Consider the following 7,999-nt stretch of genomic DNA (forward strand, 5'->3'; position numbering starts at 1 on the left):
GATGCACGATCGAGACTTTCACCACACCTTTCCCAACCTTGAAGACAAACTGGAATACCTGCGCCGGCTGGTGCGGGGTATCCGCAAGGATGTTTCCTACAATGTGTGGAATGCCCGAGACGACGAGTTGTTCAATGACATTCCCGCTTTTTTTCAGGAAGGGCTGCTCACTGAAAGGGACAGCCACGGCAATTTCCAGTTCTCCCAGGTCAAGACGGAAAAAGTCCTGCTTGACCTGGTGAAAGATTACCTGGGCATCCTGAAGGAAAAAGGCCACTACAAGATCGGCATCCAAGACGCAAATTTCGTCAAGACGCTGCAAAAAGGGGGCCTGGACCCGGAGCTGTATGGACCTATTCTTTTCGAAAACTGGAAGCAAGCCCGGTACCTGATGATCAAAAAAACCATCATCTCCAAGAAAACCCTCAAATCCGTGCTGGTCAGAGCCGGTTTCCTCGGCAACGACGACATGATTCCGCCACCCATCGAGAAAATCTTCGAACAGTCCGTTCCCAAATTCAAAACCCAGACCCACTTTTACGGCTACGACGGCCGGGGCAGCGACCCCACGCGATTCGACTGTACCTATACCTACAACCTGGGGCAGACCGTGTTCAGCCTGATCGCCAACGGCGCCACCGGCCAGATGGCCGCCATCTTGAACCTGGAGCAGGATTTTAGCGCTTGGATTCCCGTCGGTATTCCCATCGCTCCACTCATGCACCTGGAGGAGCGCAAAAGCAAACTCGAACTGGTGCTGGAGAAAAGCGTGGTGGACGTCAACTCGCCGGCATTCCGGGTCGTGAAAACCTTCCGCGACAAATGGCTGGCAGCAACGCCCGAAGAGGATCATTACCGTCACCCGGGTCCCATCCGCTTCACCGGCAACAGCGAAGAAGACCGTCCCATCACCTTGCTCCTCAATGCGCTGGGGGGCCACCTCTCCACACCGAGTGCCGAGGCCGCCGAATAGAGAGGCGCGGCCAAACAAAGCAAACAACGCTCAAGCCCCTTTCGGCTGATTCCCACCATCGGACGCTTGATCAAAGGGGCCACCGAATCAACCACCGGCACGGGTCCGGTTGAAAAGCCCGAAAAGGTCCATATAGTTGGAGATGACAATGTTGTGCGGTCGTCCGTCTGGCGATTGCCGATGGGGGGGGGTATTCATGAGCCGTATTCGCCTGGTCACGCTAATGATTGCAGCCTTGGCGCTTGCTGGCGGGGGCTGTTCCTACGGGCCTGAGCCTTTGCGGCAACCGTCGGGGAATCTGAAGGAATTGGTGCGGCCGATACAACAATCGGTGGTGACGGTCGTTAACTACGATGTGGATGGAGAGATTTCTTCCATCGGCAGCGGATTCTTCATCTCAGAAAGCGGTATACTGGTCACCAATTTCCACGTATTGGAGGGTGCCTACAGCGCAAGCATCCGAACCGTGGACGGCAGTCAATATCCGGTCTCAGCGGTCCTGGCCAAAAACCGGCTGGTCGACCTGATCAAGGTCCGCGTTGACATCGCGGGCATCCGGGTGACGCCTGTCGTTCTTGCCAGGGAGCAACCCGCCGTAGCGGACAGTGTTTTCGTGGTCGGAAGCCCCATGGGTCTGGAACAGACCGTCTCCGAAGGGATTATTTCGGCTGTGCGTGAGATGCCGGTCGGCGGCAAGGTGTTTCAACTGACTGCACCGATCTCCCGGGGATCCAGCGGCGGTCCGGTGATCAATCAGGACGGAAAAGTGGTCGGCGTGGTCACCTTTCAGGTGGCCAGGGGTCAGAATCTCAACTTTGCCGTCTCCGTGGACGCACTCGAGATGCTGACCGACGAAGCGTCGCAACCCTCCATTACCGAGTGGACCATTCGAGACTCGAGCCAGGGTCCGGCACTGGCGGCGGCGCTGTGCAGCAAGGGTTCCCGGCTGACCATACAAGGAGAATACGAAGAAGCCCTGACCTATTTTAAACGGGCGGCTGAAGCCAGTCCGGACGATCCCGAGGCCTGGTACGGGTTGGGCAGCTGCTATGTCGGCCTCGATCAGCAGGAAGAGGCCATCGCCGCCTACAAGCGACCCATCGAGCAGGACCCGGACAATGATTTGGCCCATTTTATCCTTGCCATGTACTACAAGGCCATCGGTCAGTTCGACCGGGTCATCCCCGCCCTGAAGGAGGTGATTCGTGTCGATCCGACCAACCTGCGGGCTCAGTTCGAATTAGGCAGAGCCTACGGTGCGTTGGAACGCACCGGAGAGCAGATCGACACATTCAGGGAGATACTGAACCGCCAACCTGACCACATGCCGACGCTGCTCGATCTGGGAGCCACACTGGGAAAAATCGGGCGGTTCGAGGAAGCGATGGTGCTGTTCACGAGAGCCGGCGGCCTGGAACCGGACAACGAATTGATCTACTACAACATGGGCGTCACCTACCACCGCATGGACCGGACCGAAGCGGCGATTCGTGCATACACCCTTGCCATTCGTGCCAATCCGCGGATGGCTGCCGCCCACTACAACCTTGGTATGATATACTTCAACCAGGGACGCCGCAAACTCGCCCTTGACCAGTATGAAATTCTTAAAGGGCTGGCCTCGGACTCAGCGGAGGATCTGTTCGAGCGTATTTATCCGGAAAGCACCAAGTAGCTTCCCTGGCGATGCTCTGCAGGAAGCTCGATCCGCGTCTTCAGGCGATCAAACGTTGCCTCGTGTCCATTGGCCTTTTCGCCTTACATCGCCGGTACAGGCAAGTTGCGGTTGAGGTAATAGTTGACGATGATACCGTTGATCTCTCCGCTTTCAATCATCGCCCCGATCACGGATTCTATCTTAGAAAGGTTGATCATCAAGTTGGATTTCTTTGAAATACCAAAGTGTACCTTTTTTTCCTGGGCAAACCGAAAGTCTGCCGTCTCGACGCGATTCGCGATACCCATCCTATAAATCAGATCGATTCCTCCCGCCTCGGCGTATATAACCGCATCGATGCGCCCCAGCAGCAACTTCCTGAAATTGGGGACGCCGCTGGAAACAGCGTCTTTTTTCAGTTTTGCGTCGTTGTCGAACTGCGTAAAATAGTTGGAACCCAGGTTCGTTCCAATCTTCAACGCGTACAAGTCTTCATATTTTTGAAGCAAATGCCGCTTTCCTTTGGGCAAGAAAAAAACGGTGTCCGACCTTTTTTTATACGGCGGGGAGACGTAGTGAATGTATTCTTCACGCGCAGCATTTTTCAGCAGGCCCGACATAAAGTCGATTTCTCCATCCTTCATTAACTGAAGACGTCTTTTGAAAGGCGCGCGCTTGAAACTCAGCTTCGCATTCAGCTTACCTGCAATCGCTGTTAAAAGTTCCACATCCGGGCCATCTTTATACTCTTCAGCAACCGAACTGAACAGCTCTATCTCGCCAGAAAAGGAGGGTTGTGGAAACAAAAGGAGGGTGAGGCACCCAAACCAACAAAGGCGCCTCCTTGCCGAATATGGGTTCATATCGATTTTATTCCGGAGCTTTTCTCATTGGCCGCAGCACTTTTTATATTTTTTGCCACTTCCGCATGGGCACGGTTCATTGCGCCCCACACGCTTGTCGACAACCTTCGTCTTCAGCGGGTTCAATAATATCTCCAGGTCTTTTATATCCTCAGGTTGATCCGGCGCCAATTCGATGGTATATCTCCACCCGTTTTCCTGGAAAACGGATTCTAATTCTTTCACTCGTTCCGCTGTGGGTACGGTGATGACGGCAGGATTCGCCACCGTCCCCAATTTCGCTGCTTTTTTGCCATCAAAAACTTTTTCCATGTTTTCACCCTCAACGGTTGATAGGCTTTTATTGACCCTTCCAGAGCCGTCGTCTCTAAGTTATACCGCTCAACCCGGTTTCCGTTTGATTGACGATCATTTACTGTTGATAGCTCATGATAATCATACAGCGTACCTGCTGGGGCGGTTGAGCACAAGCAAAATCAGTTGAATCTGTCTTAAAAACAAGGGGCAGGGTTCAGGGCAAGGCATGCAACGGCGAAAAAGCGCAGCAACCAGGTAGGTGGTGAACATGTTGAGCCGTTTCATAGCGCCGCCATGGGCACTCAGACTATTTTTGAGATCAGGTTCCTGATCGATACTATCGCGGCAGCCCGGTTTAATGGCATGGCTAACGGTCCACACCCATGGGGGCCAAAAAAGGAAAGATTGCCTATTGACCACCCCCCGGTTTCTGATACTAGAGTTCTTCTGCCAATCCGAATGGGGGTTAATGAACCGCTGATGAATGACAACCAACTTATGGCGGGTCGACGCTCCGGGGTCGGAGCCCTTTTCGCGTTCCTTGCCTTTCTTATATGGGGGCTGAGTCCCATCTATTGGAAAGCCCTTCACGGTGTGGGCGCATTCGAGATCATTCTGCATCGGATCCTCTGGTCATTTGCTTTTCTCATGCCGCTGGTATGTCTGTCCCACCGGTGGACCGAATTAAAAAAAACCATTAAAAGCCCCAAAATGCTTTCCATTCTCCTGATCACGTCCATACTGGTGGGCGGTAACTGGCTCATCTACATCTGGGCAGTCAACAACGGCCAGGTGCTTCAGGCCAGTTTGGGATACTACATCAACCCATTGGTCAACATCCTCCTGGGGATGGTTTTCCTTCGCGAACGGCTCCGAAGGGCCCAGGCCGTGGCAGTGGTCCTTGCAGCGCTGGCCGTGCTGAATCTCACCTTTCGGTTCGGTGTGTTGCCCTGGGTCTCACTGGCGTTGGCGTCCAGTTTCGGGGTTTACGGACTGATCCGTAAGGTGGTGGCCGTCGGCGCATTGGTGGGCCTGACCGTGGAAACCCTGTTGCTGACCGTTCCCGCCGGCATTTGGGTGCTCCACCTGCATCAAATCAAATCCGGGGCTTTTTTGCATTCCGGGATTAACACCGATCTGCTGCTATTGGGCACAGGGATCCTCACGGCGACGCCCTTGCTATTTTTCAACCTCGGCGCCAGACGCATCACCCTGGCCACCTTGGGATTCATCCAATACACCGCCCCGACCGGCATGCTCGTATTGGGAATCACCATGTTCGGAGAGCCGTTTACCAGAATTCAGGCGGTGACATTCGGCCTTATCTGGGCCGCCCTGGCTATCTACTCGTGGGACACCGTTCGTGCCAATCGGAAATGCAATGCCAAAAGATGAGAAGTTTATAATCGATCGACGCCCCGCGGACGGGCTCAGAAATTGTAAATTTTGTCAAGGATCCAAATAACTTGACAGGGTTTACACCTTATGGTAGCGTTTTTTCGACAATATTTTGCCCGGTATCCATATTTCTGCCTCGATCGTCACCGACAACGATGGTTGCATGGCAAAACCTGAATGATACCGGGTGTAACCGAAAACGTGATATTTTCAACCATGGTTAATGGGGGAGAACTTATGGATGGTCGCCAGAAGCCCGATCCGCAGACGGAAAGCGGTACCGACCTGAACGATAAGGACGTCATTGATTTGACCGAAGTTGTCGAAGATGGCGATGGCTACGACGTCATCGATCTTAACGACATTATTGAACAGCCGGATCAGGCAATGGAAGCCGTGGTTGAACCGGAAGAAGCGGCACCCCCCCTGGTGAACGCCTTGCCGGAAGAAGAAACCGCAGACGCGTTGGAAGTGACGGATGATGAAATCATCGATCTGACGGATTTGACCGCCTCCCCGGAAGCACCTGCCATCTCACCGGTAGCGGAATCCACCACCGCATCAAGCGATGATGAAGTTGAGGAAGTGGTGATCGATCTCGTGAATGTGGCCACCACCACCAAAGCCGATTTGATCGAGACCGACGAAGCCAGCGAGGATGAGGATGACGTCATCGACCTGATGGACCTGGCGCCCCCCCCGGAAGGCGACACCGCCGAAACCGGAATGACGGCGCCGGACCCGATGCCTGATGGAACTGATGAAATGGTGCCGGCGGATGACCCAGTTATCGACCTGCTGGATGCCGTGGAACCACAAGCGGCAGAAGCAGGGTCCAAGTCTGAATCCGACGATGAATTTACAGCGCTGGAAAGTAGGGCTGAAGCCGTATTGACAGACGCAGGGGGTGCCTTTGATGTCGAAACTCCCGAGGAGGCGGCCGAAACAGCCGGTCCGGACAGCGACTTCATGGCCTTCGATGATAACCAATCTACCATCGGCGAGGTTGGCGACCAAGGGGAAAACGTGCCGGATATTCCCGAACCGGTCGCGCCCCCCCCGGCGGCTCCGCTGTTTGACCCCGTGCCGCCGCCGGAGCCGGTCCCGCTGACCGAGGCCCAGGTCGAAGCGGCACTTGAGCGAACCATCGAGAAAATTTACGGTGAGAGGATCGAACAGTTGCTGATCCGAACCATCGAAAAAACCGTGACGCGAGAAATCGTTAGAATCAAAAACGCTCTCCTGGAGGATGACGACGATATGATCGGATAGTCAGTCAACCAACCTCAATCAGCATTCAACAATCTTAAACGGGGATTATCCTTAATCCCCTTTTCATTTTTCTCGACCTGGGTAACACATAGGCGTTAAGATAGTAAATTTGGCAAGGATGAATTGAGGAAGCCGCATGGTAATATCGCGACGACCGATGACGCAGCCCCAATTAATTACCTTAACGCCTATACCGGGCCGTTTTGCACAAGGAGCGTGTAGCCCATGAGCCGCGATTTGCTGGACAAAAGTTATTCCCCCGAAGCAGTTGAGAAACGCTGGTACGCCTACTGGGAACAGGCGCACCTGTTCGCCGCCGATGAGGCCACGACAAAAAAGACCTATTCCATCGTCATCCCCCCACCCAACGTCACTGGTGTGCTGCACATGGGCCATGCACTGAACAACACCATGCAGGACATCATGTGCCGCTATCGCCGACTGAAGGGGGACAGCGTCCTGTGGATGCCCGGAACCGACCATGCCGGAATTGCCACCCAGAACGTGGTGGAAAAAAAGCTGGCCGCAGAGGGTACGGACAGGCATCAGTTGGGACGGGAGAATTTCATCGAGGCCGTTTGGGGTTGGCGCAAGGAATATGGGAATGCCATCATCAATCAGCTCAAGCGGCTGGGTGCCTCCTGTGACTGGGAGCGGGAGCGGTTCACCATGGACGAGGGGCTCTCCCGGGCCGTAAGAAAAGTGTTCGTCCAACTCTACGACGAAGGACTGATCTACCAGGGGAATTACATCATCAACTGGTGCTGCCGCTGCCACACCGCCTTGTCCGACCTGGAGGTTGAGCACGAAGACCTGGACGGCCACTTCTACCACATCCGCTACCCCTATGCAGACGGATCCGGCTCGGTGGTCGTGGCCACCACCCGTCCTGAAACCATGCTCGGGGACACCGCCGTAGCCGTTCACCCGGAGGATGAACGCTATGCGGGTCTGACCGCCGAAGGCGTGATCCTCCCGCTAATGAATCGTGAGATCCCCATCGTCCGTGACGCTTATGTGGACTTGTCCACGGGCACCGGCGCCCTGAAGGTAACGCCGGCTCACGACCCTAACGACTTTGATATCGGCTTGCGCCACGACCTGCCCAGCGTCAAGGTCATCGCCGATGACGGCAGTATGACCGAGGCGGCCGGCCGGTTCCAAGGCATGGACCGTTTTGCCTGCCGCAAGGTCGTGGTGGAAGCGCTGGAGGCCGAAGGTCTGCTGGAACGGGTGGAACCTCACCGGCACAGCGTGGGCCATTGCTACCGCTGCAAAACCGTGGTCGAACCCAACCTCTCACGCCAGTGGTTCGTCAAGGTTAAACCACTGGCCGAAAAAGCCATCGAAGCCGTCGAAACGGACAGGACGCGCATTATCCCCGAATCGTGGACCAAGACCTACTACGAGTGGATGGTAAATATCAGAGACTGGTGCATTTCCCGCCAGATATGGTGGGGCCACCAGATTCCGGCCTGGACTTGCCCGCGCTGCCGCAGGCTGATCGTGGCCATGGGCGCACCCGACGTCTGCCCGGAC

The 7,999-nt window shown here is 55.1% G+C and carries 6 protein-coding genes and 1 pseudogene; 5 read left to right on the forward strand and 2 right to left on the reverse strand.

Features of this window, described 5'->3' with window-relative positions; translation table 11 throughout:
- Together ABYV26_RS15915 and ABYV26_RS15920 are read left to right on the forward strand one after the other, a co-directional pair.
- Positions 1-973 (forward strand): annotated as a pseudogene (locus ABYV26_RS15915) (phosphofructokinase); the annotation flags it as partial.
- Between the two features lie 196 nt (positions 974-1,169).
- Positions 1,170-2,648: a tetratricopeptide repeat protein gene (locus ABYV26_RS15920; protein ID WP_372682342.1), complete on the forward strand. Its 1,479-nt coding sequence runs from the start codon at positions 1,170-1,172 to the stop codon at positions 2,646-2,648.
- An 83-nt stretch (positions 2,649-2,731) separates the two neighbouring features.
- On the opposite strand, the gene ABYV26_RS15925 is transcribed toward ABYV26_RS15920, so the two are convergent.
- Together ABYV26_RS15925 and ABYV26_RS15930 are read right to left on the reverse strand one after the other, a co-directional pair.
- On the reverse strand, positions 2,732-3,493 hold the full coding sequence (locus tag ABYV26_RS15925; protein ID WP_372682343.1) for a substrate-binding periplasmic protein: 762 nt from the start codon (positions 3,491-3,493) through the stop codon (positions 2,732-2,734).
- A 24-nt stretch (positions 3,494-3,517) separates the two neighbouring features.
- Complete coding sequence (locus ABYV26_RS15930) at positions 3,518-3,805, reverse strand: PBPRA1643 family SWIM/SEC-C metal-binding motif protein (protein ID WP_372682344.1); 288 nt, start codon at positions 3,803-3,805, stop codon at positions 3,518-3,520.
- A 465-nt stretch (positions 3,806-4,270) separates the two neighbouring features.
- On the opposite strand from ABYV26_RS15930, the gene rarD reads away from it, so the two are divergent.
- The 3 genes from rarD to ABYV26_RS15945 all read left to right on the forward strand — a co-directional run.
- Positions 4,271-5,185, forward strand: a complete 915-nt coding sequence (rarD, locus tag ABYV26_RS15935; protein WP_372682345.1) for an EamA family transporter RarD — start codon at positions 4,271-4,273, stop codon at positions 5,183-5,185.
- A 240-nt stretch (positions 5,186-5,425) separates the two neighbouring features.
- Complete coding sequence (locus ABYV26_RS15940; protein ID WP_372682346.1) at positions 5,426-6,460, forward strand: hypothetical protein; 1,035 nt, start codon at positions 5,426-5,428, stop codon at positions 6,458-6,460.
- Between the two features lie 225 nt (positions 6,461-6,685).
- The coding region (locus tag ABYV26_RS15945; protein WP_372682347.1) for a valine--tRNA ligase at positions 6,686-7,999 on the forward strand (1,314 nt) is incomplete at its 3' end.

The sequence above is a fragment of the Desulfosarcina sp. genome, assembly GCF_041551955.1.
Taxonomy (GTDB): Bacteria; Desulfobacterota; Desulfobacteria; order Desulfobacterales; family Desulfosarcinaceae; genus Desulfosarcina.

Coding starts and splice junctions, on each gene's coding strand:
- ABYV26_RS15920 (WP_372682342.1), top strand. CDS start 1,170: ATGAGCCGTATTCGCCTGGTCACGCTAATGATTGCAGCCTTGGCGCTT.
- ABYV26_RS15925 (WP_372682343.1), bottom strand. CDS start 3,493: ATGAACCCATATTCGGCAAGGAGGCGCCTTTGTTGGTTTGGGTGCCTC.
- ABYV26_RS15930 (WP_372682344.1), bottom strand. CDS start 3,805: ATGGAAAAAGTTTTTGATGGCAAAAAAGCAGCGAAATTGGGGACGGTG.
- rarD (WP_372682345.1), top strand. CDS start 4,271: ATGAATGACAACCAACTTATGGCGGGTCGACGCTCCGGGGTCGGAGCC.
- ABYV26_RS15940 (WP_372682346.1), top strand. CDS start 5,426: ATGGATGGTCGCCAGAAGCCCGATCCGCAGACGGAAAGCGGTACCGAC.